Origin of the sequence: Sutcliffiella halmapala, assembly GCF_002019665.1 — a bacterium.
GTDB lineage: Bacteria > Bacillota > Bacilli > Bacillales > Bacillaceae_I > Sutcliffiella_A > Sutcliffiella_A halmapala.
This window is the reverse complement of sequence record NZ_KV917375.1, coordinates 965299-990441: the sequence shown is the minus strand read 5'-3', so window position 1 is coordinate 990441 and position 25143 is coordinate 965299. Positions and strand designations below refer to the sequence as shown.

At 36.9% G+C, this 25143-nt stretch carries 29 protein-coding genes; 17 read left to right on the top strand and 12 right to left on the bottom strand.

What is annotated here, in order from left to right; all coding sequences use genetic code 11:
• Positions 1-225 precede the first annotated feature (225 nt).
• From BK580_RS04645 to mnhG, 7 genes are read left to right on the top strand one after another with little or no spacing between them, the layout of a single operon-like run.
• On the top strand, positions 226-2637 hold the full coding sequence (locus BK580_RS04645; protein WP_078379232.1) for a Na+/H+ antiporter subunit A: 2412 nt from the start codon (positions 226-228) through the stop codon (positions 2635-2637).
• Positions 2621-3046 carry a Na(+)/H(+) antiporter subunit B gene (locus tag BK580_RS04640; RefSeq protein ID WP_169864821.1) on the top strand — a complete coding sequence of 142 codons (426 nt, stop codon included), beginning with the start codon at positions 2621-2623 and terminating at the stop codon, positions 3044-3046. The genes BK580_RS04645 and BK580_RS04640 overlap by 17 nt, the downstream gene beginning before the upstream one ends.
• The gene (locus BK580_RS04635; protein ID WP_078379231.1) at positions 3046-3387 is read left to right on the top strand and encodes a Na(+)/H(+) antiporter subunit C; all 342 of its coding nucleotides are present in this window, start codon (positions 3046-3048) and stop codon (positions 3385-3387) included. The genes BK580_RS04640 and BK580_RS04635 overlap by 1 nt, the downstream gene beginning before the upstream one ends.
• Positions 3380-4861, top strand: a complete 1482-nt coding sequence (locus BK580_RS04630; protein ID WP_078379230.1) for a Na+/H+ antiporter subunit D — start codon at positions 3380-3382, stop codon at positions 4859-4861. The genes BK580_RS04635 and BK580_RS04630 overlap by 8 nt, the downstream gene beginning before the upstream one ends.
• 6 nt (positions 4862-4867) lie before the next feature.
• Positions 4868-5344, top strand: a complete 477-nt coding sequence (locus BK580_RS04625; protein WP_078379229.1) for a Na+/H+ antiporter subunit E — start codon at positions 4868-4870, stop codon at positions 5342-5344.
• Positions 5345-5641: a Na(+)/H(+) antiporter subunit F1 gene (locus BK580_RS04620; RefSeq protein ID WP_078379228.1), complete on the top strand. Its 297-nt coding sequence runs from the start codon at positions 5345-5347 to the stop codon at positions 5639-5641.
• Entirely contained in the window at positions 5625-5996 is a 372-nt protein-coding gene (gene mnhG / locus BK580_RS04615) for a monovalent cation/H(+) antiporter subunit G (RefSeq protein ID WP_078379227.1), read from the top strand. Before BK580_RS04620 ends, mnhG begins: the two co-directional genes overlap by 17 nt.
• A 48-nt stretch (positions 5997-6044) precedes the next feature.
• On the opposite strand, the gene BK580_RS04610 is transcribed toward mnhG, so the two are convergent.
• Positions 6045-7208, bottom strand: a complete 1164-nt coding sequence (locus BK580_RS04610; RefSeq protein WP_078379226.1) for an iron-containing alcohol dehydrogenase — start codon at positions 7206-7208, stop codon at positions 6045-6047.
• A gap of 169 nt (positions 7209-7377) precedes the next feature.
• Between BK580_RS04610 and BK580_RS04605 the strand changes: the two genes are divergently transcribed.
• Positions 7378-7611 (top strand): DUF378 domain-containing protein, encoded by a 234-nt coding sequence (locus BK580_RS04605; RefSeq protein ID WP_078379225.1) that lies wholly within the window; start codon positions 7378-7380, stop codon positions 7609-7611.
• Positions 7612-7755: 144 nt separating this feature from the next.
• Here BK580_RS04605 and yugI read toward each other — a convergent pair whose 3' ends face one another.
• A complete protein-coding gene (yugI, locus tag BK580_RS04600; protein WP_078379224.1) occupies positions 7756-8166 on the bottom strand; it encodes a S1 domain-containing post-transcriptional regulator GSP13 in 411 nt (136 codons plus the stop codon).
• Between the two features lie 294 nt (positions 8167-8460).
• Between yugI and BK580_RS04595 the strand changes: the two genes are divergently transcribed.
• Positions 8461-8817: a helix-turn-helix domain-containing protein gene (locus BK580_RS04595; protein ID WP_078379223.1), complete on the top strand. Its 357-nt coding sequence runs from the start codon at positions 8461-8463 to the stop codon at positions 8815-8817.
• Positions 8818-8977: 160 nt separating this feature from the next.
• On the opposite strand, the gene BK580_RS04590 is transcribed toward BK580_RS04595, so the two are convergent.
• Both BK580_RS04590 and BK580_RS04585 read right to left on the bottom strand, forming a co-directional pair.
• Positions 8978-10138, bottom strand: a complete 1161-nt coding sequence (locus tag BK580_RS04590; protein ID WP_078379222.1) for an aminotransferase — start codon at positions 10136-10138, stop codon at positions 8978-8980.
• Positions 10135-10635: an Lrp/AsnC family transcriptional regulator gene (locus BK580_RS04585; protein ID WP_078379221.1), complete on the bottom strand. Its 501-nt coding sequence runs from the start codon at positions 10633-10635 to the stop codon at positions 10135-10137. Before BK580_RS04585 ends, BK580_RS04590 begins: the two co-directional genes overlap by 4 nt.
• Positions 10636-10799: 164 nt before the next feature.
• On the opposite strand from BK580_RS04585, the gene BK580_RS04580 reads away from it, so the two are divergent.
• Positions 10800-11639, top strand: coding sequence for an alpha/beta fold hydrolase (locus BK580_RS04580; RefSeq protein ID WP_078379220.1), 840 nt, complete (start codon positions 10800-10802; stop codon positions 11637-11639).
• Positions 11640-11775: 136 nt separating this feature from the next.
• Here the strand turns inward: BK580_RS04580 and BK580_RS04575 are convergent, their stop codons facing one another.
• On the bottom strand, positions 11776-12036 hold the full coding sequence (locus tag BK580_RS04575) for a DUF1871 family protein (protein WP_408055234.1): 261 nt from the start codon (positions 12034-12036) through the stop codon (positions 11776-11778).
• A 178-nt stretch (positions 12037-12214) separates the two neighbouring features.
• Here BK580_RS04575 and BK580_RS04570 point away from each other — a divergent pair, with 178 nt between their 5' ends.
• The gene (locus BK580_RS04570) at positions 12215-13384 is read left to right on the top strand and encodes a MalY/PatB family protein (protein WP_078379218.1); all 1170 of its coding nucleotides are present in this window, start codon (positions 12215-12217) and stop codon (positions 13382-13384) included.
• A gap of 100 nt (positions 13385-13484) precedes the next feature.
• Here the strand turns inward: BK580_RS04570 and BK580_RS04565 are convergent, their stop codons facing one another.
• The 4 genes from BK580_RS04565 to BK580_RS04550 form a co-directional block, all read right to left on the bottom strand.
• A complete protein-coding gene (locus tag BK580_RS04565; RefSeq protein WP_078379217.1) occupies positions 13485-14090 on the bottom strand; it encodes a histidine phosphatase family protein in 606 nt (201 codons plus the stop codon).
• A 367-nt stretch (positions 14091-14457) separates the two neighbouring features.
• On the bottom strand, positions 14458-15033 hold the full coding sequence (locus tag BK580_RS04560; RefSeq protein ID WP_078379216.1) for a superoxide dismutase family protein: 576 nt from the start codon (positions 15031-15033) through the stop codon (positions 14458-14460).
• A gap of 110 nt (positions 15034-15143) precedes the next feature.
• Positions 15144-15347 (bottom strand): hypothetical protein, encoded by a 204-nt coding sequence (locus tag BK580_RS04555; RefSeq protein WP_078379215.1) that lies wholly within the window; start codon positions 15345-15347, stop codon positions 15144-15146.
• Positions 15348-15424: 77 nt separating this feature from the next.
• On the bottom strand, positions 15425-16108 hold the full coding sequence (locus tag BK580_RS04550) for a peptidylprolyl isomerase (protein WP_235863992.1): 684 nt from the start codon (positions 16106-16108) through the stop codon (positions 15425-15427).
• Between the two features lie 92 nt (positions 16109-16200).
• On the opposite strand from BK580_RS04550, the gene BK580_RS04545 reads away from it, so the two are divergent.
• Entirely contained in the window at positions 16201-16581 is a 381-nt protein-coding gene (locus BK580_RS04545; protein ID WP_078379214.1) for a kinase-associated lipoprotein KapB, read from the top strand.
• Positions 16582-16625: 44 nt separating this feature from the next.
• Here the strand turns inward: BK580_RS04545 and kapD are convergent, their stop codons facing one another.
• Positions 16626-17249, bottom strand: coding sequence for a 3'-5' exonuclease KapD (gene kapD / locus BK580_RS04540; protein ID WP_078379213.1), 624 nt, complete (start codon positions 17247-17249; stop codon positions 16626-16628).
• 223 nt (positions 17250-17472) lie between these two features.
• On the opposite strand from kapD, the gene BK580_RS04535 reads away from it, so the two are divergent.
• Complete coding sequence (locus tag BK580_RS04535) at positions 17473-18663, top strand: MFS transporter (protein ID WP_169864818.1); 1191 nt, start codon at positions 17473-17475, stop codon at positions 18661-18663.
• 345 nt (positions 18664-19008) lie between these two features.
• Here BK580_RS04535 and BK580_RS04530 read toward each other — a convergent pair whose 3' ends face one another.
• Positions 19009-19392, bottom strand: coding sequence for a hotdog fold thioesterase (locus BK580_RS04530; protein ID WP_078379212.1), 384 nt, complete (start codon positions 19390-19392; stop codon positions 19009-19011).
• Between the two features lie 303 nt (positions 19393-19695).
• Entirely contained in the window at positions 19696-20322 is a 627-nt protein-coding gene (locus tag BK580_RS04525; RefSeq protein ID WP_078379211.1) for an SIMPL domain-containing protein, read from the bottom strand.
• 146 nt (positions 20323-20468) lie between these two features.
• On the opposite strand from BK580_RS04525, the gene BK580_RS04520 reads away from it, so the two are divergent.
• The 4 genes from BK580_RS04520 to BK580_RS04505 all read left to right on the top strand — a co-directional run bounded on the left by BK580_RS04520 (position 20469) and on the right by BK580_RS04505 (position 25135).
• Positions 20469-21323, top strand: a complete 855-nt coding sequence (locus tag BK580_RS04520; protein ID WP_078379210.1) for an SDR family oxidoreductase — start codon at positions 20469-20471, stop codon at positions 21321-21323.
• Between the two features lie 89 nt (positions 21324-21412).
• Positions 21413-21811, top strand: coding sequence for a YuzC family spore coat inner layer protein (locus BK580_RS04515; RefSeq protein WP_078379209.1), 399 nt, complete (start codon positions 21413-21415; stop codon positions 21809-21811).
• 220 nt (positions 21812-22031) lie between these two features.
• The gene (locus BK580_RS04510) at positions 22032-22895 is read left to right on the top strand and encodes an ABC transporter ATP-binding protein (protein ID WP_078379208.1); all 864 of its coding nucleotides are present in this window, start codon (positions 22032-22034) and stop codon (positions 22893-22895) included.
• The gene (locus BK580_RS04505; protein ID WP_078379207.1) at positions 22892-25135 is read left to right on the top strand and encodes an ABC-2 family transporter permease; all 2244 of its coding nucleotides are present in this window, start codon (positions 22892-22894) and stop codon (positions 25133-25135) included. The genes BK580_RS04510 and BK580_RS04505 overlap by 4 nt, the downstream gene beginning before the upstream one ends.
• Positions 25136-25143 lie beyond the last annotated feature (8 nt).

Sequence of the window (25143 nt, the reverse complement as noted above, 5' to 3'; positions counted from 1 at the left end):
TTTACCGAGTTTCTATTTATTTAATACATCAGGAAAAATCAGACCATACTAAGAATCTGCTATGATGCACAAGGTTTTGATTTAGTATATACTTTACTTTAGTAGTATTTATTCTTACATTACTTTCAATTAAAACATGGAAAAGTGCTTATAAAAAAAGTGCTTTATTTTGTTGTGCTTTGTTTTGTATGAAAGTTTTAAAAGAAATTGAAGGAGGTTTGCGTCTTGTCACTGATTCATTTAGTGATTTTATCGCCGTTTTTATTGGCGATATTTGTACCATTTTTGCATAAGTACTTTAAGCCAATACATACCGGGTGGTTTGTTTTAATCCTCCCACTTGCCTTGTTTCTATATTTTATTGGTTTTCTAGCCATAACCATGAACGGCGAGGCACTATTAAGCACGATGAGTTGGATTCCTTCTATGGGAATTAACTTCAGTGTATATTTAGATGGATTAGGTTTACTATTTGCCCTCCTAATAACAGGAATAGGTGCTTTAGTAGTTCTCTATTCTATTTATTATCTCCCAAAAGAAAAGGAAGCGCTTAACACATTTTATGTCTATTTATTAATGTTTATGGGAGCGATGCTCGGAGTAGTATTATCCGACAATCTTCTTGTTCTTTATTCTTTCTGGGAGTTAACTAGTATTTCTTCCTTTTTATTAATTAGCTATTGGTATAAACGGGAAAAATCGCGCTATGGTGCGTTAAAATCCATGGTCATTACTGTTTTCGGTGGACTTGCCATGCTTGCGGGTATCGTTCTCCTTTACAATATGACAGGCACCTTCAGCGTACGGGAAATAATAGCGAATGTAGATGTCGTTACTAGCCATGAGTTATTTGTGCCAGCACTAATTCTTTTCTTACTAGGAGCATTTACAAAATCCGCACAATTTCCGTTCCATATTTGGTTACCAGATGCGATGGAAGCGCCTACACCAGTTAGTGCTTATTTACACTCCGCTACTATGGTGAAAGCTGGAATTTACCTTGTAGCTAGAATGAGTCCTGTATTTGCAGGAGCACCTGAGTGGTTTTGGATTATTTCCGTCATCGGTATCATTACTTTATTCTGGGGATCGTTCTCTGCGGTAAAGCAAACCGATTTAAAATCGGTGCTAGCCTTCTCCACTATAAGTCAGCTCGGTTTAATTATGACACTTCTCGGAGTTGGAAGTGCGGCTGTCTACTATGATTATTTAGATGAAAATATCTACACGGTAGCCACATTAGCTGCAGTATTCCATTTAATAAACCATGCAACATTTAAAGGTAGTTTGTTCATGGTTGTTGGTATTGTAGATCACGAAACTGGGACAAGGGATATCCGTAAGCTCGGCGGTTTGATGAACATTATGCCAATTACGTTCACTCTAGCTTTAATTGGCTGTTTCTCCATGGCTGGTCTGCCGCCATTTAACGGCTTCTTAAGTAAGGAAATGTTCTTTACTGGAATGCTTAGTGTCACAGAGATTGGGATATGGAATGTTGAAACAATCGGTTGGTTATTCCCTGTTTTAGCATGGGTGGCAAGCATCTTCACATTTATTTATAGTATGTTAATTGTTTTCAAAACATTTACTGGAAAATATCAACCAAAAAACTTTGATAAGAAACCACATGAAGCGCCAATTGGTATGTTAATTCCTCCAATTATCCTTGCTTCATTAGTGATTATCTTTGGATTCTTCCCAATGATTTTAAAGAACATAATTGAGGCAACTTTACATTCCATTCTCCCAAGCAATTTCACTGTGAAAGAAGTAAATATCTATTTCTGGCATGGATGGAATACGGAATTATTTATGACTATTGGGGTCATTAGTGTCGGAACGTTGCTTTATCTAACTGTTGCAAAATGGGGGAAGATTTACGATTGGTTCCCACAGCGTCTAGCCTTAAATAGGCTTTATGACGGAGCTTTAGTTGGACTGGATAGAGGCTCCTTTGTTTTTACACGCACATACATGACAGGATTTCTTCGTGACTACCTTGTGGTAATATTCGGTTTTATTATACTTTTACTTGGTGGATTGTTACTTAAAACAAATGCGTTTAAAGTGAGTCTTACAAACGTTTCTCCAATAGGAGCATATGAAGTGATTCTTGCATTAGTAATGGTAATTGGAGCACTAACCACTGTATTTGCCAAATCCCGTTTGGCTGCAATTATTTCACTTGGTGTAGTCGGTTATTCGATGGCTTTGTTTTTCGTATTATTTAGAGCACCAGATTTAGCATTAACACAATTGATAGTGGAAACTGTGTCTGTCGCATTATTCCTACTATGTTTTTATCATTTACCAAAATTAGCGAAGGAAATGAATCGAGTTAGATTTCAACTGACGAATTTTATCATCTCTATAGGAGTTGGATTAATCGTTATCCTAATCGGATTCTCTGTAAATAGTTCTAGACTATTCGAATCGATATCTGAGTATTTCGAAACAGCTTCTTATGAAGAGGCAGGCGGAAAGAATATGGTTAACGTAATTTTAGTCGATTTCCGTGGATTCGATACACTTTTTGAAATTTCGGTATTAACTATAGCTGCTTTTGGAATCTATGCCCTTATTAAGCTTCGTCTTTCAGACAAGAAAGGAGGAGTAAATGGTGAAAGTAAATGATTTGATTTTGCAAACCGTCACCACTATTTTAGCTTTTATCATTATCATCTTCTCCTTTTACCTATTCTTTGCCGGACATTATACGCCTGGCGGAGGCTTTATTGGAGGATTAATGACATCAGCAGCCCTAGTTCTGTTACTATTGGCATTTGACTTAAAAACGATAAAAAAAGTTTTTCCGATAAATTTTTTAACAGTAGCTGCAAGTGGATTGTTAATTTCTATTTTAACAGGGGTCGGTTCATTCTTTTTTGATGTTCCTTTTTTAACTCATACTTTTGACTATATTGAGTTACCTATCCTTGGAGAAACCGCGATTGCTTCTACTTTAGCCTTTGATTTAGGTGTTTACTTAGTTGTTGTCGGTGTAGCGATGACCATTATTCAAACGATTGGAGAGAGCGAATAATGGAACTATTAATGACAGTAGTAGCAGGCATCTTAATTGCAACTGCTACCTATCTAATGCTATCAAAAAGTATTTTGAGAATTATATTTGGAACCGTACTCTTATCACACGGCGCTCACCTTTTCCTTTTAACGATGGGTGGGTTAAAGAGTGGAGCAGCACCCTTGCTTGGACAAGAAGCAGATGTCTATACAGACCCGCTTCCACAAGCACTAATATTAACAGCAATTGTTATTGCTTTCGGTGTTACCTCCTTTTTACTCGTACTGGCTTATCGTGCATATCAAGAACTGAAGACAGACGATATGGATCAATTAAGGGGAAATGATAATCATGAATAACTTAGTAATTTTACCCATACTAATCCCTTTAATTACAGGGACACTTCTTTTGCTTTTCCCTAAAAAGCTAAAGCTACAAAAAGTGATTAGTGTGATTGCGTTATCTTTAACAACAATTGCCTCATTCGTATTAGTTCAAACAGTATTTACAAATGGGATACAAACTTTAGAGGTAGGAAGTTGGCGACCTCCATTCGGAATTGTACTAGTAGCTGATATGTTTTCTTCTCTATTAGTTTTAACAGGTGTTATCGTTAGTTTCACTTGTGTATTGTTTGCATTCCGTTCCATCGGAAAAGAACGAGAGAACTATTTCTACTATGCCTTTACACAATTCTTAATTACTGGTGTAATGGGTGCATTTTTAACCGGTGATATCTTCAACTTATTTGTATTCTTTGAGGTAATGTTAATATCATCCTACGCATTAATAGTGATAGGTGGTACTCGCATTCAGCTTCGAGAGTCTCTTAAATACCTACTTGTGAACATTATCTCATCTGCTTTATTCGTTATAGCGCTTGCTTACCTATATGGAGTCATAGGCACGTTAAATATGGCTGATATTTCAAGCAGAGTAGCAGAATCTGGTCAAACAGGCTTACTGACTGTCATCGCCATTTTATTTTTAATAGTATTTGGGCTAAAAGGCGGGATTTTCCCACTTTATTTCTGGCTACCAGGTTCTTACCAAGCTCCTCCTTACCCGATAACCGCACTTTTTGGAGCATTATTAACTAAGGTAGGGGTTTACGCTATTTTCCGCATCTTTACGCTAATTTTCTATCACGAACCAGAAATTACCCATCTGATTATCGCTGTATTAGCGGGAATCACCATTTTGGTTGGAGCGATTGGCGCAATGGCTTATTGGGATGTAAAAAAAATATTGATATACAATATTGTGACAGCAATAGGAGTCATCATTTACGGACTAGCGATGGCAACTGAAACTGGATATGCCGGTGCCATTTATTATCTAATTCACGACATGGTAATAAAAGGCGCGTTATTCTTGTTAGCTGGAGCAATGTTCGTTGTCACTGGTACAGATAAGATTAAACAAATGGGCGGGATGATTAAACGCCATCCTTTATTAGGCTGGCTGTTTTTCACCGCATCCCTAGCACTCGCTGGTATTCCTCCATTGAGTGGATTTGTAGGGAAAGTGATGTTAGTGGATGGTGGACTAAGTGGCGGACATTATGTATTTGTAGCGATCATGTTGCTATCTAGTTTACTAGTACTTTTATCCGTCATGAAAATTTTTATGAATTGCTTCTTCAAAGAGGAAGTACTCTCTGAAGCAGAGGAAAAAGGTTCAACTAAAGGACTCATTTATCCATCTGTCATACTTATCGCAATTTCTGCCTTCCTTGGTTTAGGAGCCGAATTTGTTTATCCATATGTATGGCAGGCAGCAGAAACACTGATGGATCCTTCCATCTATATCCAAGCAGTTTTAAAGGAGTAGTTTCTAATGGCTTTTCAAATTTTAATTAATATAATTATTGCACTCACCTGGATGTTTCTAAAAAATGATTGGAGCTTCCCCTCTTTCTTTGTCGGTTATTTCTGGGGGGTAGTGATCATTTTTATGATGCGCCGCTTCATTCCTGGCCGATTTTATTTTGAAAGAATAATAGCAATAGGAAAGCTATTTTATCTTTTCTTAAGAGAATTACTTTTAGCTAACATTCAAGTTATTCGAGATATATTACGTCCGAAATTAGATATTAAACCCGGCATTTTTGCGATGCCCACCGAGTTAAAAAGCGACTGGGAAATTACTTTACTTTCCCTTTTGATTACCTTAACCCCTGGAACGGTAGTGATGGATATCTCCGATGATAATAAAGTACTATACATCCATGCCATCAATATTCCAGATGTCGATCAAGCTGTGATGGATATAAAAAATAGCTTTGAAAAGGCGATTATGGAGGTGACAAGATAAATGTTTGAGACTCCTTTAGATACTTTACTTACTATTAGTTTATTGTTTTTTTCTATCTCTTCATTAGGTCTTGTCTATCGAGTCATCAAGGGGCCATCCATTCCGGATCGTGTATTAGCGCTTGATTCAATTGGGATAAATTTGATTGCTATTACAGCCATCACATCTATTATGCTTAGAACTGATGCTTTCCTTGAAGTCATCCTTCTCATTGGGGTTATTGCATTTGTAGGAACAGTTGCATTTTCTAAGTTTTTACAGAAAGGAGAGATAATCGAATATGACCGAAACAATTAGTATTTTTATCGGGTTGATTGTCTTATTAGGTTCTCTCCTAAGCTTAGTTACAACATTAGGGCTATTACGCCTTCCAGATATTTATTGTCGCAGCCATGCAGCCTCCAAAAGCGCCACGCTTGGTGTTCTCTTAGTACTATTAGCTACTTTGTTATATTTTTGGTTTGCCGATAACTATTTTAGTGCAAGAGTCGTGTTAGGAATCGTTTTCGTATTTATTACTGGACCTGTAGCAGGACACTTAGTAACGAGAGCTGCTTACTATTCCAAAGTTCCTCTTTGGAAGAACTCAGTTCAAGATGATTTAAAAACAAAAGAAAAACCAAAGACGGTTCAAGAAATGAAAAACAGCTAACGCGAAATTCGTTAGCTGTTTTTTTATATGCCTCTTTTCATAAGCCTTTTATAATGATGCTATCAAAATAGCTTTTACATCTTCATAAGATAGTGATTTAAAATTCCCTACAGGACCTCTAGACATGACATGTTCAGCCATTTTTTCAATATGGGTGTCATCTATTGTATAATCAGCTAAACGCGTAGGTGCCCCTAGGCTGGTCCAAAACTCGCGAAGCCTTCTTATACCTTCAAGCGCTACTTCACGATCCTCAGTACCTGTGTCTTGCACGCCAAACACGCGAACGGCTAACTGCTTAAAGCGTTCGACATTCTCATCTAATGCATGCATCATCCAGTTCGGGAAGAGAATAGCTAAACCACCAGCATGAGGAATGTCATAAATTGCAGAGACTGCATGCTCAATACCATGTGTTGCCCAATCTCCTCGATAACCCATTTGAAGCATTCCATTTAAAGCAATCGTTCCATTGTAAAGAATGGTTTCGCGATGCTCGTAACTTTCAAGGTCTTCTAACAATTTAGGCGCTGCCTCCATCACTGTTAGTAATACGGACTCACACATTCTATCTTGCAATGGTGCATTAGTGGGTTGATGAAAGTATTGTTCAAGCACATGGGACATCATGTCAACAATACCGTATACGGTGTGGTCTAACGGAACCGTAAATGTGTTCTTAGGATCCAGGATAGAAAATTGCGGAAATGTAACTGGACTACCCCATCCATACTTTTCTTGTGTTTCCCAGTTTGTAATAACGGATCCTGAATTCATCTCCGACCCTGTAGCTGCTAAAGTTAAGACCGTTCCAAATGGAATTGCCTCCGTTGCAATATGCTTTCTAAGCACAATATCCCAAACATCCCCTGAATATTTCGCGCCTGCAGCAATCGCCTTCGTGCAATCAATAACACTTCCTCCACCAACCGCTAAGATGAAATCAATGCTATTTTCACGGCATAATTGAACCCCTTTTTTTACTGTAGTTAGACGGGGATTCGGTTCTACGCCCGATAGTTCTGTAATTGTCGCTCCAGCTTTATGTAAAACATCTACCACTTCCGTATAAAGACCACTCTTTTTGATGCTTCCTCCACCATATACAAGCAGTACATTCTTCCCGTACTTCTCCATTTCTTGTGGAAGCACCCCAAGTTGCCCTGTTCCAAAAATCAATTTAGTTGGATTATAAAACGTGAAATTTTCCATGATTAAACCCCTCCCTTTTTCACTGATTATGGCTGATTTATCCATCCCTTGCAAAGAATTAGCTTGATATCTATGCTAGCTTCTAACATTTTTACATCGTTTATGAATATTTTTTTCATACTTACAAATTATATAAAGGAAGCACTTATATTCTCAAGGAGGGAATGTTATGAGCACAATTCAACGTATTGCTTTAGTATTAACCATTATTGGTGCAATAAATTGGGGGCTAATCGGCTTCTTCCAATTCGACTTAGTAGCAGCGATCTTTGGTGGACAAGGTGCAGCCCTATCTCGGATTATATACGGTCTAGTAGGAATCGCAGGCCTCATCAACCTTGGTCTACTCTTCATACCATCAGAACAACACGAGAGAGAAATAGAGCCAAGAACAACCAGATAACAAAACCTCACGCCGCCTCTTCCCAATACAAAAGAGGCGGTTTCTTTATGAAAACAACATCCCCCAAATAACATCCAAAGAACCAACCCCAAAACCACACAAAAAAAACACCCACAAAATGTAGGTGTCTCATTTAAATCTTTATTATTTTTTAATTAGATCTTCGCGGTTAGATTGCTCAATCCACTCTTCTAATTTGTCTTTTAAAGTGTTAAAGCCGCCTACTGGTGTTTCTGTATGGTTTTTCACTACAGTCGCTTGGCGCTTTTTAGGTTTTCTTGGTGCAGCTGCTGCTGGAGCTTCTGCAGGTGCTTCTTGAGTAGCTTTGATAGATAAGCTGATTTTTCCAGACTTAGCGTCAACAGAAAGAACCTTTACTTGAACTTCATCGCCCATTTTTAAATGTTCGTTAACATCTTTCACATAACCGTGAGTAATTTCGGAAATATGAACAAGTCCTTGCGTTTCTTCGTCAAGTGCTACGAACGCACCGTAAGGTTGAATACCTGTTACTTTTCCTGTTAAAACACTACCTAATGCAAATTTATCAGACATGAAAACACTCCTAAATAGTTTAATTTTTATACACATTGAACGCAATAAAAAATTATACCACACTTTTTACTTTTTTTCAAAAAATACTTTTTCATTTTTCTTTCCGTCATTTTATTATTCGTGGATTTCTTCGTATATATCCAAAATCAACACAACTATATTCTTTTTTATGTGTATATATTAGAGAAATACTTAAAATTAAATGTCGTGAAAAAAACAATAATTGTTCAAACTTTTACCAATAAAAGAGTGCTATGATGAAGATATAAAACAGGAAAATAAGGAGCGATTAAGATGAAAAATATTGGAGAAAATATTCGTCAATATCGTGAACGTGCAAATCTGACAACAAATGAGCTAGCATTAAAATTGCGAGTAGGGACGGCAACAATTGAGAAGTATGAAAGCGGCCAACATGTACCCGATGTACAAACAATTTTAAAGATTTCAACAGTACTTGACGTTCCAGCTTCGGAATTATTAGAATCAATCAACCAAACTAATACACATGGATTGGACCATGAACTAGAACAATTAATTCAAGAAGTTGGGATAAAACGAGCAAAATTAATCCTTCGTAAAGCAAAGGAATTCTCTGATGAAGATTTCTTAAAGGTTATGCAAGTTCTTTATGAAAAAAAATACAAGTAATAAACTTTTAACTGATAATATAAAAGAATTTTCAAAATATGTTTATCTTATTAACTTTCGGGAATAATAAAAGTATCAAGGCTTTCTAGTATTCCCCCTTTTTAAGGGCCAAATCCACGGTGGATTTGGCCCTCTTTTTTTCTGTTTAAATCAACTATACTTAGCGATATTTTTTCACAAAGCGTTCCATTCTTTTAATTGCTTCTTGAAGATGCTCCATACTTGATGCATAGGAGCATCTGACGTATCCTTCACCACTCGCACCAAATACATCTCCAGGTACAACCGCAACCTTTTCTTCCATTAAAAGTTGTTCCGCAAATTCTTGAGAACTTAAGCCCGTAAGTTGGATGGAAGGAAATGCATAGAATGCTCCACCCGGAAGATGACAAGGTAAGCCGATTTCATTTAAAGATGAAACAAAATAATTTCTTCTTCTACGATAACTCTTTTTCATTTCTTCAATATCATTTCGGCCATTTTTCAATGCTTCTATTGCCCCGTATTGAGCCATTGTAGAGGCACACATCATCGCATATTGATGGATTTTCAACATCGCCTCGATAATATCCGTCGGACCTGCTACAAAGCCTAATCGCCAACCTGTCATAGCAAAACCTTTTGAGAAGCCCGAGATTAGAATTGTTCGCTCTTTCATCATTGGCAAAGTAGGAAAGCTTGTGAAACTTGTGTCAAAGCAAAGCTCTGCATAAATTTCATCAGACAATACAAGCAAATCATACTTTTCCACTAAATAACTAATTTCTAATAATTGTTCTTTGCTTAACATCGTACCTGTTGGATTATTAGGGAAGCAAAGGAGAATGGCTTTTGTTCTATCTGTTATAGCACTTTCCAAATCATCCATAAGTATCGAAAAACCATTTTGGGCATCAGCTCCAACGCGAACGGCTCTCCCTCCAACTAATTCAATTAACGGAGCATAAGAAACAAAGCTAGGTTCAATCACAATTACTTCATCACCTGGGTCAACAATTGCGCGAATAGCTAAATCTAAAGCTTGGCTCGCTCCAACCGTTACAATAATATCTGTGGTTGCACTATATGTAACGTCGAATTGTTGCTTTAAGTATTTACTAATCCCTACTCGAAGCTCCAGTAAACCAGCATTGGCCGTATAAGAGGTATAACCATTTTGTAAGGAAGTAATACATGCTTCTCGTACACCCCACGATGTAACGAAGTCTGGTTCTCCTACACCTAATGAAATAACTCCCTCCATATTGGCCGCTAAATCAAAAAAACGTCGGATACCAGATGGTTGTAAATTTTCCACATGAACCGCTACTCTGTTTTTCATGGTGACACCACAATTCGGCGATCATCTTCTCCTTGATCAAAGATCGTTCCATCATGTTTATATTTTTTCATAATAAAATGTGTAGTAGTAGAAATTACAGAATCTAATGTCGAGAGCCTTTCCGAAACGAAATTCGCAACTTGAGTCAGAGATTTACCTTCCACCACAACTGATAAATCATAGGCACCTGACATTAAATATACCGCTTTCACCTCTGGGAAACGATATATATTTTTAGCTATTTCATCAAATCCAACATCCCTTTTTGGAGTTACTTTTACATCAATCATTGCTGTTACTCCCTCAAAGTTATCTACTTTGCGCCAATCTATAATGGCACCATATTCGACAATAACTTTTTGTTCCTCTAATTGTTGAAGAATTTTCGTGGTATCCTCTTCTGTTAAACTCACCATTTTTGCAAGGACTTCCACACTTATTCTTCCGTTATCTTCAATAATTTGTAGCAAATCTAATTCTTTTTCTGTAAGTTGCATTGTTTTAACTCCAGCTCCTTCTAAAGACAATGTCTCATTATAACAAATAATCCTTTGGCTATTGTTACTGTTATTTTACAAAAATTATTAACATAATTACACATGTTTGAAAAAAATTTGAGAGGTTAAAATACCAGTATTAAATATTGTTGGAGTGTTGGAAGATGAGAAGCAATTATTTCACAGAAAATATAAACGGAATTAATGTATTCTACGAGTTTTATCATGACTCTAATACGAACATTACCACGAAACCGACACTTGTCATGATACATGGATTTCTGTCTTCTTCCTTTAGCTTTAGAAGGCTTATTCCCTTGCTCACAAAGGAATATACTATTCTTGCGATTGACTTGCCACCGTTTGGTAAAAGTGAAAAGTCGAAGAAATTTGTTTATTCTTACGAAAACCTAGCAAAAGTGGTAATAGCATTGTTGAAAAAACTAGAAATTCGCAGGACTGTGCTCATTGGGCATTCGATGGGTGGGCAAATTGCACTAAATGTCAGCAATCAAAAGCCTGAACTAGTAGAAAAAGTCGTTTTACTTTGTAGTTCTGGTTATTTAAAAAGATTGCCGCCATCTATTATTTATTCTTCCAAAATGCCTTATTTTTATCTATATCTTAAATATAAGTTAGCTAAACAAGGGCCGCTTCATAATTTGCTCAATGTGGTGTATGATCATTCTCTCATTGACGACGAGATGATTGAAGGCTATACCAAACCATTTTATGATGATCAAATTTTCCATGCCCTAACGAGAATGATCAGAGACCGTGAAGGCGACTTAGCTACTGATATTTTGAAAAAAATTGAAACGCCAAGTCTTCTTATTTGGGGCGAAGAAGATAAGGTAGTACCAGTAGCAATAGGACGAAGGTTAAACAAGGATTTACCAAATTCAGATTTAATTACCTATAAAAAAACTGGACACCTCTTACCAGAAGAAAAACCTGAGCATGTTCGTGATAATATTTTAAATTTTGTACAGACATCTTATTAAAATTAATGGCTACCTTGAAAATAGAGTGTCGCCTTTGAACACCCTCTGATTTCCGTACCAGATGTTTGCTTTTCGCGGACTATCGGTGAGTCTCTTCGGAAAAAAATAAAAGAGAGAAGCATGATGCTTTTCTCTTTTACAAGGAACAGGAAGAGTCCTCATTCTTGATTTCTAATAATTCTAGCGCTTTTTCTTTACATTGAGAAAGAGGAATGTTTTCTTCGAATGAAAACTCATAAATTGCTTGTATTTTTTTCGCTAAATTAGTTATATCATCCAGTTCGTAAACAGCTTGTACAACATCTACACATTCTGTATCATATGCGTCTACGCCATATCCTAATGGATCCCATTGCAATAGGTTCTCCATCAACCTTACATTGATGCTTGGTTTCATTTCCATCCACCTTGCTTTCTTACTTCTCATTGATTTTTTTATTATAACTCTTTTGCAAATAAATGTTGAGTGTTTGTCATTTTAACGTGGTAAACCGATTTTTACACTATCTTTATGTGTATTGGACAAGTTTAAACATATTTTCTAAGATATAAGAAGTAAAGGGGGATATAAGCATATGAATACATATAATTTAGATCAACTTATAAAAAGAACCGGGACTTCTAGTATAAAATGGGATGAAACGAATAAATTTTTCGGGTGTAAGGACGTACTTCCGATGTGGATTGCTGATATGGATTTTACAGCTCCTCAAGTAGTTAACGATGCATTAATTGAAAAGATAAAACACGGAATTTATGGATACACTAGTGTCCCCTCCTCCAATTCGGAAGCAGTACAAGCATGGATAAAAAGACGTCATAAATGGGACGTACTCCCTGAGTGGTTCACTTATATTTCAGGTGTCGTTCCGGCCTTGAGTGTTGCCATACAAGCTTTAACCCAACCAAATGATAAAGTAATGATTTTTTCACCTGTTTACTATCCGTTCTTTGACATGATTAATTGGAATGATAGAAGATTGGTGACTAGTCCTTTACATTTTGAAAACGGTCGTTATCATATGGATTGGGCTAATTTTGAAAGCCAGATTGATGAGGATGTGAAGCTGCTCCTTCTTTGTAACCCTCATAACCCTGGTGGAACTGTATGGACGAAGGAAGAGCTAAAGAAGCTAGGAGATATTTGCGTGAAGCATAACATAAAGGTTGTATCCGATGAAATTCATGGCGATCATGTACTCACGGGACATAACTATACCCCTTACGCTTCAATCTCTGATACATTCGCACAAATGAGTATTACATGTATGGCACCTACTAAAACTTTTAATATCGCTGGATTACAAGCCGCTGTAATGCTTATTCCAAATAAGGAGATTCGTGAAAAGATAAACTTATTCCAAATGAAGCAAGGGCATTTTACACTAAACGCCTTTGCCATTGTCGCAATGGAAGCTGCTTATCGTTTTGGAGAACCATGGTTAGATCAAGTATTATCTTATATAGAAGTTAACATGGACACAGCCATTGCATTTATTCAAGAAGAACTTCCCGCTTTATGCGTCAGCAAGCCTGAAGGAAGTTATTTACTATGGATAGACTGTAGGCACCTAGGGATTAGTGATAATGAACTAAAAGAGTTACTATTAAAGAAGGGAAAACTTGCCCTTGATTTCGGAAAGAAATTCGGACCTGAAGGCGATGGATTTGTCCGTATGAACGTTGCTTGCCCTAGAGAAACACTAATAGAGGGATTAAAGCGTTTGAAAATCGCCTTTTCATAAGAAAAGATAAGTCAGCTCGTTCAACTTCCAAGTTTTTAATCGTAATACCTTCTTACTTCATAAGGAAAAATGGGTTATGCTATGATTGCACAACCCATTTTTACACCTTAATTAGATGTTCCGTATTGTTCATGGAAACTAGGACATGCTTTTCCCCATTCTTTCTTAACAAATGCATGCCAGTATCACCTGTATAAAAGCTAACATTTGCTGTTACTGGTAATTGTAAAAACGCCTTTAAAAGGTTTGAAATCATTCCTCCATGAGATACGATTGCTATTCTGGCAACACAATAGCTTTCTGCCAAAATCTTAGAGAAAACAATTTCAGCCCTCATCCGAAATTCAAGTTCCGATTCACCATTCTGCACTCGTTCATGCGGCTTTCTACCTTCAGCTGGGTTTGAGTACTTACTTGCAACAGTTTCTTTCGGCGTACCAGCCAACACGCCATTGTTATATTCCATTAAATTCGGCTCGTTCATTAACATACAGCCAACTTCATCAGCTAAAATAGTTGCCGTTTCTGAAGCTCTTTTTAATGTACTCGTCCAAATGATGTCGGGAGGACAGTGTTCGTTTAATCGACAGGCTAACCTCTTGGCTTGCTCTTTACCAAGTTCAGTTAATGGATAATCAGCTCTACCTTCATGCACATTTATAAGGTCTGCTTCCGACTGACCATGTCGTATTAGTAGTATCTCCAAAGATGTTACCCCCTTTTAATCTACAGCTCGTTGTAAACTAACCCCGCTTTACTTTGTAAGTAGAAAAAAAACAAATTACTTAAGCAAAAAATATTACGTGCTTCCCTATCTTAACAAAACACTTTACCATAATGAAGTTTATCTATAAATTTAAAATTATCCCAAAAGTACAAACTATGTCAATAACATTACGAATATTTCTTTAATAATACAACAAGAAAAGTGGAAGCGGCTCGTTCAGCTCCGACAAGCATAAAAGGATTACTACAGCAAAAATACTGTAATCTTCAAGGTTTTTTATATATACAAAAAAGCACACAGAATTATACCTGTGTGCCTTAGTCAAATAGAATCATTTATTTTCCCGTTATTCTTTTTCTGCTTCATCCACTGGTTCTTCTACCGCTTCTTTCTTTTCAGCGACCTCTTTCGAGATAACACCACACGCAATCCTCTCTCCGGATTCCCCAGAAGGTTGGGTCATTCCATCGTCAGGATTTTCTGAAATAATAATGGCAGTTCCGTCTTTTCCAAAAAGAGAAGTCTTCCCCTCTTTCAATGTAGCAGCAGGTGCCATAAGCTCTGCGACTACAGTTCCATCTTCATCTACAATAATATTCGGTAGATCTCCCACATGTGCCCCTTCTGGATGAAGCAGTCCATGCTCTTTATCATCTGGGTTAAAGTGATTCCCCGCCGTTTTAAAGTCCGGTGCTTCACAAAGTCCTGCTTCATGTATATGTACTCCATGCTCCCCAGGCGGTAGCCCCTCTAAATTGAGCTCCACTTTAACGCCATTAGGATCCTCCGAAACCTTCGCTACTCCTAAACTATCACCTGTTGCATTAAATATTTCCACATCTAAAGCCGTTATATTCTCTTCCATACAGCCGCTTAAGACGAATATTAGAAGTAAACTTAAGCTCAATGTTAGTCTGCGCATACGATCCTCCTTTATTTCCTTTATACTCAGTTTCTCCGTAGAGGAGGAAAAGTATTTATCTTGTTTCAAAAAAAAGAGGTCAATCCGATTGGATTCACCTCTACATATACTTATTCTTTTATTATTTTATCTCGTTTTAATCGATCCTCTAGTTCCTTCGCTTCTTGTGATTCTTTATTCGATACTTTAATGATCACTCGAAATAAGACAATGGCAGCAATTAAAAACACCGCAAAACTAAAAACTGCTGGAATATATTCAGTTTTATCCTCTGGAAAATAGAGAAACAACTGTAACACAAATGACGTTAACATGATTGCAACACAACCTTTCTAAATGTAACCATGTTAATTATAGCAAAATCTATTTCTCAGATGAAATAAAGCGACTATTATTGGTTAACCTTCATACTTTCGATTACGATGTCTTCTGCTGGTTTCGCTGATTCGTCTACCTCTACTTCAGCAATAGCATTTACAATTTCCATGCCCTCAATAACTTGTCCAAACACAGTATGTTTATAGTCAAGCCATGGGGTTCCACCATGTTCTTTATATAAATCAATGGTTTCTTGAGGAAACTTCGCTTGTTCCATCTGAGAAATCATATCCTCTGTAACCTCAGAGGCTTGTACAATGAAAAATTGACTACCATTTGTATTAGGTCCTGAATTAGCCATTGAAAGTGCACCATTTATGTGAAGAGCAGTTGGATCAAACTCATCCTCGAAAGGCTCGCCCCAGATGCTCTCTCCCCCTATACCTGTACCTTGGGGATCACCAGTTTGAATCATAAAATCCTGAATGACTCGGTGAAAGATTAAGCCATCATAATAGCCGTTCTCTGCATGGGTAACAAAGTTTTCTACTGCTTTAGGTGCAGCTTCTGGAAATAACTTCACTACAATTTTCCCTTTTGACGTTTCAATTTCTACTTCGCTTGCTAATTCATCCTGATTTGTAACTTGACCAGAACCTTCTTGATCCTCTTCTACTGCATCATTGTTAGTTGTTCCTTGGCCACAACCTGATACAATAAGTAGGAGAGCCACCATTAAAAGCCATATCTTCTTCAAAGTTCTTCACACTCCATATTCTATTCTTTAAAGAAGATATTACTAGAAACAAAAGGAAAAATCATCTTTTTACACGAGAAAGGGGACTATCGATGGATGAAATAATTGTAGGAACGATTGTAACAGGTATCTATAAAACTGGAAAATACATTGGAGAGGTGACAGATGTTCGTCCGATGCACTATTTAGTAAAGGTAAAAGCAGTTTTAAAACACCCACAACAAGGAGACTTACATGCACCAAAGGAAGTAGATGTGCCATTGTTCCACGAAAGACGCGCACTGGCTTTTCGCGAACAAACTAATATTCCCAAAAATATGGCCAAAATATATGAGGGGGAAGTAATGGATTATAAAGAATCCTTAAGAATTGCATTAGAAAATTCTAAGCAATCCCTTCAGGATGATTCAAGTGTTTGGGCGAAGAAGTGCCTAGAAAATCTCGAGATATTAGAGAAAGAATACAAAATTTAAGTGGACACACAAAAGCCAAATCACTTTGTAGGTGATTTGGCTTGTTATAAGGCGAACTTATTCATTATTTTGGATAAATCGATTCTGTCACCTATCGTTGTTGGTTTAGGTCTTGCTAAATAGCTTTTATCCTTTTCCACTAAACGAAAAATATTATAGGTGGTAAGTGCATCGTCTAAAGCCCGATGATGTTTCCCAGTTCCTTCTTTCCCATATTCTTGTACCGCTTTCCATAATCCCGTTTGATTCTGATCACCAAAGAATCGTTTATATTCCATAGATAGATCGATTTGCTTACATGGTAGCGGAAAAGATAATCCGTGGTAATCACAGTTATTCTTTAACACTCTCATGTCCATATTACCCCACGTTATGACTGAGCCTCTTTGATGCGCTTCAAATGACTCCAAAACGTTGATTAGTTCAAAAAAACTGACTCCTTCATCCACATTCTTCTGACTGATACTTAAAAAGGATCTGCAACGATCTGTTAAAGTAGGAAATGCTTTGGGTTGTATATAAGCAGAGTATTGCTGAATAATCTGGTCATGTTCGACCGCTACAATTCCTGCCTCAATTATTTCAGGAAAAAAGTTTCGGGGATAATGCTTGTTTTCAGGCATCGTAAATTCAAAATCAATAAATAAAAATAATGGAGGAAGACTCATATATACCCTCCCTTCTCTTAATTTTCAGAATTTTATTACTTTATTATATCACGATGGTTACTGTTTTAAGTACTCTAATTGATTTAATTTTCAAAAATATGCGTTTGTATTGATGCCTGCCTGTTGATTTTTTCACCTATTGCGTTATTATTTAGTTATACGAAATATTTATAAATCGAAATTTCTAAAGAAGGTGAGTATAATTTCAAAGTCAGGACGAAACATGTTCATCATGTGGTTTGCGAACTTTTTCGTTGCTGCGAGTGCGACAATGATTCTCCCCTTTCTATCTTTATTCATCGATACGTTCGGGAATTACTCCGATTCCTACGTTCAACGCTGGTCTGGTTTTATTTTTGGTATTACCTTTCTTACAGCATTTCTCGTTTCACCAATCTGGGGACGAATTGGGGATAAGTATGGCTATAAACCAATTTTGATACTAACTGGCACAGGAATAGCAACTAGTATCCTACTAATGAGCTTTGTTAGCAGCGTCCATGAACTCTTTATCTTAAGAATGTTTATGGGACTTGCAACTGGTTTCATTCCAACTTCAATGGCGTTAATTTCCGCCCAAACATCAAAAGAAATCGCTGGAAAAACGCTGGGCACCTTACAAACCGGGACCGTTACCGGAGGTTTATTAGGTCCTTTGCTTGGTGGAATGTTAGCAGACTCCTTTGGTTTTACCTATACCTTTTTTATTACAGCAGGGATTATTTACTTTGCCGTTATACTCGTAGCATTCGGAATCAAGGAAAAGAAAGTAGAACCATTAGATAGCAAGGAAAAGCACTATACGCGAAAAGAAGTAATAGCATATATTGTTCATAAGCCAATGCTTTTAAAAATAATGTTTTTATCGTTACTTATTCAAGCCGCCAATTTTAGTATCCAACCTCTACTAGCACTCTATGTAAATGAATTAACCGGAGCAGCTAATCTAGCTTTACTTGCAGGATTTGCCTTTTCGGCAACAGGGTTTGGTAATTTACTAGTCTCGCGAAATTGGGGAAAACTTGGGGATAAGATTGGGCACGAAAAAGTAATTGTCCTCTTAATGTTCTTAAGTTCCTTACTCTTCATTCCACAAGCACTTGCTACATCCTTATGGCAACTTGTACTGTTTCGTTTTCTTTTTGGGATGGTAGTAGGGGGATTAATTCCATGTATGACAGCCTACATTCGAACAGCGGCACCTCTTTCCATGCAAGGAGAGGTCCATGGCTACAATGTAAGCTTCCGCTTTCTTGGTAATGTTATTGGACCTGCGATGGGTGGAATTATTTCTAGTTTTTATGGTATATCGACTGTATTCTATGTGACTAGCTTTATCTTCTTATGTTCTGGGTTATTGTTGCTATATAGCATCACACATCAAGAAGGAACGAAGAAAACGGTCGAAACTTAGTATATCTCGATTGTCAGGGGCAAGAATAAATTAGCACCACTTAGTGAAAGAGAAAGCTTAAAGCATTTGCACTCAAAAAACAAAATAATTCTTTAATAAAGGCTGTTTTCGCATACTTTGTTGCTTTTCGTAAATAGAATCAACCCGTCATTATTGTTGCAATCGTGCTCTTTTCCATTATGTAATCGAGAGCCTTCTTCTATTTTCTAAGCAAAATGACGGTAAAAAGTCCAAATGCCGACTTTTCACCAGCTTAAAGCAACAATCTTTACGAAAATAGCCTTAATAAAAGATAAAACAAAACGCTAGGAAAGCCAATTAAGCTTTCCTAGCGTTTTGTTGAATTTATCGCTTCTTTAAAATTGCCATCGTACAGCGTGAAACACATATGAGTGTTGCATTTTCATCCACTATTTTTATGTCCCAGACCATCGTGGTCTTCCCTCTATGGAGAACCGTTCCAATCGCTGTTACCAAACCATCCCTTTTCCCCTTCAGATGGTTGGCGTTAATTTCTAGCCCTACACAAATTTCAGTTTCTTTATCAATTAAGTTAAAGGTTCCTATACTTGCTATCGTTTCAGCTAAGGCAACAGATGCTCCCCCATGCAGTAAACCAAAAGGTTGATGTGTACGCTTGTCAACTGGCATCGTTGCAACGGCTCTCTCTTCTGATAATTCCACAATTTCTATTCCTAATGCATCAATTAGTGTATCTTTAAGCTCCACCTTTTTCTCCTCCTAATTCTAGTTCTTCCTTAATAATACTACTGCAGCCATGAAGTATACAGAAAAGAATAATAATATTGAAAATACGTATGCCCAATCCCACTCCATTTCTTCCTCCTCCTTAGATGACAACATGTAGTTCGAACCATCGCGAAATAAATTACAAGATTTTATTGTGATATTAGTTGAGCCAATCTCTAGATATCACCTATAATAGGAATAATCATTTACGTTCGATTAGCGGAAAAACAGACCGCCCTTTCATGTCCATAACATGAAAAAGGATACGGTCTGTTTTACATGTTAGTACATATACTCCAAATTCACCGTTGCGGTTATTGTAATTTCTTTGGGCTCAATAGGAGTGCTTGCTTTTTCCTGCATCGCAAAGGTCGTGTATCTCGGTCCAAAAAACGTTTGTTGTGTTACTTCCTCCACTTTTATAGGAACTGGGTGCAAATGCACTTGAAGTGTACCCGCAATAGCACATGCCTTCTGGTAGCCATTTAGAACAGCAAGCTGTAGCACATGACGGTATATTTTGTCATAGGTAGAAACTTCAAAAGACAGACTTTCAGTAATATTCGCTCCATTTTCGAAAGCCGCATCTATGACAGAACCCACTTCGGTGATATCCCTTATTGTAATCCGAAATATGTGACGCACCTCATAAGAGGTTAAAACAGGACTACCTGCTTGATCTGTGTATCTTGGGAAGGATGTATAAGAGGCGGTTTCTACATCGTTTTGCGGAATCCCCATTTGCAATAAGGCTTGAACCAATTGATTCGCCTTTACTCTATTTTCTTCTTGCGCTTCCTGGACATTAGGACTAGACGTAACAACGCCTAATTGAATATATGCAATATCTGGCTGCACATCTTTTTTCGCTGTTCCTTGGACAAGCATTTTTCGATTTTGTATGACCATACGCCCCCCATCTTTTCATTATTTCTAGTTGTTCTACTCTATGAGAGTCGTACAAGATTTAATACTATAACGTTTTTGGGTGGGCCAAATTTACAGTCTAGTTACATATAATAGACACTCTATTTTGATTGAAAGGGGAAAAGTGTATGACCCATAAAACAGTTCTCATCACAGGTGCATCTGGAGGGTTTGGTAAAGCTTTTACAAAAAGATTTTTGCAAGAAGGGTATCAAGTAATCGCCACAGTTAGGAATGAAGACAAAAAAAGTATTGTGCTAGACGGTTTATCTGAAGAACAACTAAAGAGACTATCTTTTGTATTATTGGATGTGACAGATGAGCAATCAATCGTGCAATTTCAAGTCTTTTTAAGGAAAATCAATCGTATCGATATCCTCATAAACAATGCAGGTTTTGCGGTAGCTGGCTTTACGGAAGAGCTCACTATCTCTGAGTATAAAATGCAGTTTGACACGAACTTTTTCGGAGTTATTCGTGTCACTAATGCGGTCCTTCCTTTAATGAGAAGTCAGGGTTTTGGAAGAATCATTAATATAAGTTCAATCAGTGGTTTAATAGGATTTCCTGCCCTTTCCCCTTATGCTTCCTCTAAGCATGCATTAGAAGGTTATAGTGAAAGTTTACGACTAGAGGTTAAATCCTTTGGTATAGATGTCATCCTTATCGAACCAGGTTCGTTTCAGACAAATATTTGGTCCAGTGGTACTTATCTATCGAAAAAGGCGGGTCATCCAAATTCGCCATACAAGTCTTTGTTTTCAAGTATGAACGAGAGAATGCTAGCTGAAAGCCAGCGTTATGGTGATCCATTTCTAGTTGCTAATCTAGTAGTTTCTATTGCAACTTCTAACAAAACTCCCTCGCTTCGTTATACTGTTGGAAAAGGGGTAAAACTTTCTCTATTTGTGAAGCACCTACTCCCTTGGAAAATATGGGAGAGACTTGTATTAAGACAACTTAACGGTAAGGGGAAACGATAACTGTTTGAGTTTGACAACTCTCCAAATCGATTTTTTCACATATTGTAGTGTTATAGTGTCAGAAAAAAATCGATTATGGAGGGATTTCCATGTTTTATCATCAATACCCGCAACCACATTATTATCCAAGAAACAGCTACTTTCCTATTTATCCAGCTATGTATAGCCACCATGAACATATGTATCGTCCATATCCCCCAGTTGATTCTACGTTTTTTACAGAATCTGCCGGTGCCATGCAACAATTAATGAAAGAGGCTAGCGTCATTCTTCAAAAGCTTTCTCATTCTAAAGAGTTCGCAACAGAGGTAATGAGTGCTGCACAGGAAGGACAAAAGGATAAAGTTGAACAGCTATTGAAATCTACCGGTGTTCACTCTGGGGTCGAAGTGGATTACAACCCAGATGGCATAAATTTAAAGCTAGCATCATCTGTGGATGGAGCAGATTGCTGTCATTTAACGATTACGTTGAGGTGGAAGGCCTAAGTTGAAGTGTCAACTACCCCTTATTCAAAAAGAATAGCCACGATGCAACTAGTTGTACCTATTAACACAATTTTTCATCCTCCTCACCTTAAAATAATAGTAGACAAGTTTTGGCAGTAATCCCCTCGATACTTTTCCCTTTAAAAATTAAACCTTTTCTTATTCATTTCGTTATAATTATGAAAGCACACATGTTTTCAAGCAGAAAGAAGGATTCATCATGATTCAAATACAAAACCTTTCAAAAGAATATAAAGAATCCAAAGCCCTCCATGCCCTTAATCTAACTATTTCTAATGGGATCTTCGGACTACTTGGTCCTAACGGGGCTGGTAAAACTACGCTGATGCGAATACTCGCTACCTTATTAGAGCCTTCAAACGGTGACGTAGTGCTCAATTCTGTATCATTAGTTTCTAATCCAGAAAAAATTCGAAAGCATATTGGATACTTGCCTCAGCATTTCCATGTATATCCACAACTTACTCCAATAGAAGTGTTAGATTATGTTGCAGTGATGAAAGGGTTAAATAACAAAAATGCAAGAAAAGAAGAAATATCTCATTGGTTAGAGGAAGTAAACTTACAGCATAAAGCAAAAGATAAAATTAAAACATTTTCCCATGGAATGAAGCAGCGTCTTGGAATTGCTCAAGCGTTTATAGCCAAACCTTGTGTCGTTATTTTGGATGAGCCTACTGTTGGTCTTGATCCTGAAGAAAGATTACGCTTTCGAAATCTTCTTTCAAAAGAAGGAAGAGATAAATGTATTTTACTTTCCACCCATGTTGTAACCGATATTGAAAGCAGTTGTTATGAGATAGGGGTCCTAAAAGAGGGAAGGCTAATTTTGGATGGTACTGTAGAAGATTTAAAGGAAGAAGCAGAAGGTAAGGTTTGGCATGGAGAAGTGCCTGCCACTCATATTACTCATTTCAAAAATGAAATCATACTTAGCATCGAGCAGCATGGAGACTATGTGAAGGCTCGGATTTTGTCTGATGAAAAGCCATTTTATGGGGCAACATTAGACAAAGCTACATTGGAAGATGGATACCTTGCTCTTCTTGGAGGACTTTCATGATAAGATTTTTTAAACATTTGCAATTAGAATTAACTTTTATTTTTAAAAATTGGTTATTTATTATAGCTCCAATTATTTATTTAATTAGCATTTACATTTGGTTTACCAATCAGAGCTATTATCAGGGGATCCAATTTTTTTATCAAAATGCTTCTGAATTTCTTTCTGTCGGTCACACCCTATCATTAGGGGTCATTATTTTAGCAAGCGTGTTAGCTATCAGAAGAGAGAAACAAACAGTAATGTTAGACTGGACAAACTCATTGCCAACCTCTTCTCTAGCCATTATTTCGGCAAAATTTCTTGCGATAAATCTTTATAGTTTTTTATTTACCGCAATCTTTACTTTATCGTTTTTCACATTCGGACAATTAAAAGGGCATACTACCTCTTTTATATTTGACTATGGCATAAATTTCGCGATACAAAGCCAGTGCTCTTACTTTGTATCTACTGCGCTAGGAATGATTCTTGCCATTTGGATACCGAATAGAGTTGTGTATATTATTTCCTTTTGTGCGTGGATGTTTGGAACGTTTTTTATCGAAGGATTTATTATTCAACGATATCAATTGTACTATTTAAAAACCTTCCATTTAAATCAGTTTTTTCTGAATTCTGCTCACTCAGAAGGCTGGGCATTTTCCATGGAGCAACAAGAAGTGTGGCTATCTCGACTATTCGTTGTTTTTTTCAGCTTACTTCTTATTTGTTTTACGATCTTGAAAACAACAACAAGCCGGCTTTCTTCGCACACTAAAAAAGCATGGATCAGTGTTATTGCTATCCTTCTTCTTACGGTATCATCTATCATCCCTTATAGTAACTTATGGATAAATAGGATGACGCACTATGAAAAATTAAAAGAGGCTTCTTTCGTGCACTTTCCAGACGAAACCACATTCTATCATTTAGATGTAAAAAAACACCGTATTGAAATGGAACGCACTGGGAATTCTACTATTTCGGTCCACTCCTCTCTTGAAATACCAGCATTTGAGAAGGATGAATTAACATTTATACTGTATCCAACATTTGAGATTGATACTATAACATGGAATGGAAAAGCAGTAGATTTTCGAAGAGAGCAGCATAAAATTTTTCTGCAACGTTTGGAACAAGAGCCAATAAATACTTTACAAGTTAGTTACAAAGGGTTACTCAACGAATGGGGATACGTATATTCATCTGAACGCAACTTTGCTTTTATAGATAATGATAATATATTTCTCCCCTCATACATTGCTTGGTATCCAGTAATCGGAAATATACCGATATTTGATCAATATATTCAAGCGTATGATGATTATATTTTTTTCAATCATATTCAACGATCTTCTTATTGGCAAGAACTCATTCCTAAAACTGAATTTTCGATTACGCTAAAAGGGTTTGACCAGCAAATTTTCGGAACACATGATACAACGAATCAATTACATGATGGGACACAAGTGTTAGAAAGTACTCATACACAAGGAATCACATTGTTTTCACTACCAGATTTAGTGGAGGTAAAAGATGATCTTCCCTTTAGTCTAATTAGTCGAGGGCCCTATGTTGAAAATCTACAAGCAGAGATGGCGAACTTACAAGACGTTTTTCAATATTTAAATACATGGGTTCCACTGACAAATGATTTTACTAATAAGCTCGTGTTTCTTCCTTCTCTTCAATATACTAATTTAGAAATGTACGACTTTACTAGGGTGGACAATTCGATTTTTATCGATGAGAAGTTCAGTCGTATTATCAATTCGAACAATGAATTTATAGATAATGCTTTTATTAACATTAAAGCCGAGATTATTAAAGATGCCATTTTGGGTTCAAACTTAGAGACTTATTATCATTATAATAATTCTGTCCTACATTCGATTACACAAGCTTTTTTACTCATAACGTATATAGAGTTTTTCCAATATGATTGGGAAGATTTCGCAAATTTCAACGGAACTAATTATTGGAATTTAGCGACTTTAAGTTATAATGACTGTTCCGCTCAAAACACGACAGCAGTTGAAGATATTGACTGTTTTCTAGAGAGAGCAGATTTGCCAATGGATGAAAAAATTGTCTATATGGTGGCAAAAGAAATCGCTAAGGGCAATATCGAACAAATGAAACTACTTTTGCATGATGTATTAAATGATATAAACACGAATAAAAAGACATCCTATCATTATTGGGAATGGCTAGAAAAATGGAACAACTCAATAGAGAATCAGGAAGAAACACTTTAAGGGGGGGA

Bases quoted from the DNA above. Each gene is read 5' to 3' on its own strand.
- BK580_RS04520 (WP_078379210.1), top strand. From the start codon at position 20,469: ATGACCCATAAAACAGTTCTCATCACAGGTGCATCTGGAGGGTTTGGT.
- BK580_RS04640 (WP_169864821.1), top strand. From the start codon at position 2,621: ATGGTGAAAGTAAATGATTTGATTTTGCAAACCGTCACCACTATTTTA.
- BK580_RS04610 (WP_078379226.1), bottom strand. From the start codon at position 7,208: ATGGAAAATTTCACGTTTTATAATCCAACTAAATTGATTTTTGGAACA.
- BK580_RS04575 (WP_408055234.1), bottom strand. From the start codon at position 12,036: ATGAAACCAAGCATCAATGTAAGGTTGATGGAGAACCTATTGCAATGG.
- BK580_RS04625 (WP_078379229.1), top strand. From the start codon at position 4,868: ATGGCTTTTCAAATTTTAATTAATATAATTATTGCACTCACCTGGATG.
- BK580_RS04555 (WP_078379215.1), bottom strand. From the start codon at position 15,347: ATGTTAACGTCATTTGTGTTACAGTTGTTTCTCTATTTTCCAGAGGAT.
- BK580_RS04545 (WP_078379214.1), top strand. From the start codon at position 16,201: ATGGATGAAATAATTGTAGGAACGATTGTAACAGGTATCTATAAAACT.
- BK580_RS04620 (WP_078379228.1), top strand. From the start codon at position 5,345: ATGTTTGAGACTCCTTTAGATACTTTACTTACTATTAGTTTATTGTTT.
- mnhG (WP_078379227.1), top strand. From the start codon at position 5,625: ATGACCGAAACAATTAGTATTTTTATCGGGTTGATTGTCTTATTAGGT.
- BK580_RS04635 (WP_078379231.1), top strand. From the start codon at position 3,046: ATGGAACTATTAATGACAGTAGTAGCAGGCATCTTAATTGCAACTGCT.
- yugI (WP_078379224.1), bottom strand. From the start codon at position 8,166: ATGTCTGATAAATTTGCATTAGGTAGTGTTTTAACAGGAAAAGTAACA.
- BK580_RS04580 (WP_078379220.1), top strand. From the start codon at position 10,800: ATGAGAAGCAATTATTTCACAGAAAATATAAACGGAATTAATGTATTC.
- BK580_RS04510 (WP_078379208.1), top strand. From the start codon at position 22,032: ATGATTCAAATACAAAACCTTTCAAAAGAATATAAAGAATCCAAAGCC.
- BK580_RS04560 (WP_078379216.1), bottom strand. From the start codon at position 15,033: ATGCGCAGACTAACATTGAGCTTAAGTTTACTTCTAATATTCGTCTTA.
- BK580_RS04590 (WP_078379222.1), bottom strand. From the start codon at position 10,138: ATGAAAAACAGAGTAGCGGTTCATGTGGAAAATTTACAACCATCTGGT.
- BK580_RS04570 (WP_078379218.1), top strand. From the start codon at position 12,215: ATGAATACATATAATTTAGATCAACTTATAAAAAGAACCGGGACTTCT.
- BK580_RS04585 (WP_078379221.1), bottom strand. From the start codon at position 10,635: ATGCAACTTACAGAAAAAGAATTAGATTTGCTACAAATTATTGAAGAT.
- BK580_RS04630 (WP_078379230.1), top strand. From the start codon at position 3,380: ATGAATAACTTAGTAATTTTACCCATACTAATCCCTTTAATTACAGGG.
- BK580_RS04535 (WP_169864818.1), top strand. From the start codon at position 17,473: ATGTTCATCATGTGGTTTGCGAACTTTTTCGTTGCTGCGAGTGCGACA.
- BK580_RS04605 (WP_078379225.1), top strand. From the start codon at position 7,378: ATGAGCACAATTCAACGTATTGCTTTAGTATTAACCATTATTGGTGCA.
- BK580_RS04595 (WP_078379223.1), top strand. From the start codon at position 8,461: ATGAAAAATATTGGAGAAAATATTCGTCAATATCGTGAACGTGCAAAT.
- BK580_RS04515 (WP_078379209.1), top strand. From the start codon at position 21,413: ATGTTTTATCATCAATACCCGCAACCACATTATTATCCAAGAAACAGC.
- BK580_RS04505 (WP_078379207.1), top strand. From the start codon at position 22,892: ATGATAAGATTTTTTAAACATTTGCAATTAGAATTAACTTTTATTTTT.
- BK580_RS04525 (WP_078379211.1), bottom strand. From the start codon at position 20,322: ATGGTCATACAAAATCGAAAAATGCTTGTCCAAGGAACAGCGAAAAAA.
- kapD (WP_078379213.1), bottom strand. From the start codon at position 17,249: ATGAGTCTTCCTCCATTATTTTTATTTATTGATTTTGAATTTACGATG.